Below are 1,346 nucleotides of genomic sequence, written 5' to 3'. Positions count from 1 at the left end.
AACTCTAGTTTCTCAACTATCGGTGCTGGCTGATCTCCTGCTGTACTAAGTGGGCCTGTGTACTCTGGTACTTCATGCACTGCTGCCTCAGCCGCATTCACACCACCTGTAAAGTTCGGTTTACTCAAAACTGGTGGTTCTTCATCACCCTTGCTTGATTGAACCGATTCTTCTGTCAAATCTTGATAGAAGCTCGCCAATTCATAAAACTCAGCCTTGCCACCTTCCCAGACTAATTTGACGTCTAGAAGAGAGCCACCATTTCGGATAGCGAAGGTTTGGAGACTAGATGTAATGGCACCGAGGTCTGTCCAACTGTCTTGACCATCCTTGAGTGTTCTAGCAAGAACACGTGCCTTAGCTCCTTCAGGAAGACTGGAAACGAGACGAAGGTGGTTGGCATTGGTTGGTTCAGACAAGTGATACACCAACTCGCCCTTGTCTTTTTCAGACTTGTAGCTGGTCAAGACTTTGCCGTCTACAAGATTATTATAAAGGTTGCCTTGGCTTTCTCCACTGTTTCCTTCTACTGTCGGATCATTGATTGGTCTGACAAATTCACCATCGTTGATGACCAATTCTGTAAAGCCTACAAAACGAGCATCATAGTCTGCAGTATAGAGAACACGGAGATAGTTAGCTTTGACTGGTGTCGTCAATTCACCCTCGATATAGCGATTTCCTGGCATCTTAGAATCGTGTGTCCAACCATCTGTCAATGAATCATCGTGTTGGCTATTGGCCACACCATCTCCTACTGTCACGACATCTGTCCAAGTTTTACCGTCTTGGCTGACTTGAATCTTACCATCACGAAGATAGTTTTGAGTTCCGTCTTGGATGTAGGCTCTAATTTTCTTGATGGTGCGTTCGCTACCAAGTTTCAAGGTCACATGACCATCTTTATGGGCATAGTCTGAAAACTCAACGAAGTTGTTGTAAACACCGTCAAATAGTTGATCTAGGTTGTTCAGTTTACGAACATCATTGCTTCCGTATGTTGGATGAATGCCCATAGTTGTAGATTCTAGTTTGGTTGGTTGTACTTCCTTGGTTGTCACAAGGAGAGAAGTGGCTGTCACAGCTTGTTCCTGATCCGTTTTGTTGACCAGACGAACATAACGTACCAAGTGGGTTGCGACAGATTTGTCTGTCAACTGGCTAGCTGACGTCCATTCTTGCGCATTTGCAGAATACTCTAGGCTAAGAGCAGGGTTGGCTGAGCCTTGGAGCTGGATGCTCTTGATCTGATGGATACGGTCAAGCTTCATACCTAGATAGCTATGAGCAGGGAGTTTGGTCCCAGCTGGAATTTGAAGCTCGTAACTGCCCAAGCTATCCACTAC

The 1,346-nt window shown here is 45.5% G+C and carries 1 protein-coding gene; it reads right to left on the bottom strand.

The window, feature by feature from the left end:
* Positions 1-1,346: SIALI-17 repeat-containing surface protein (locus K1I53_RS09270; protein WP_223329179.1), on the bottom strand; the 1,346-nt coding region annotated here is incomplete at both ends.

Source organism: Streptococcus oralis (assembly GCF_019929365.1).
Lineage (GTDB): Bacteria > Bacillota > Bacilli > Lactobacillales > Streptococcaceae > Streptococcus > Streptococcus oralis_BT.
Note: the sequence above shows the minus strand (reverse complement) of the source record. Positions and strands in the feature narration are given on the sequence as shown.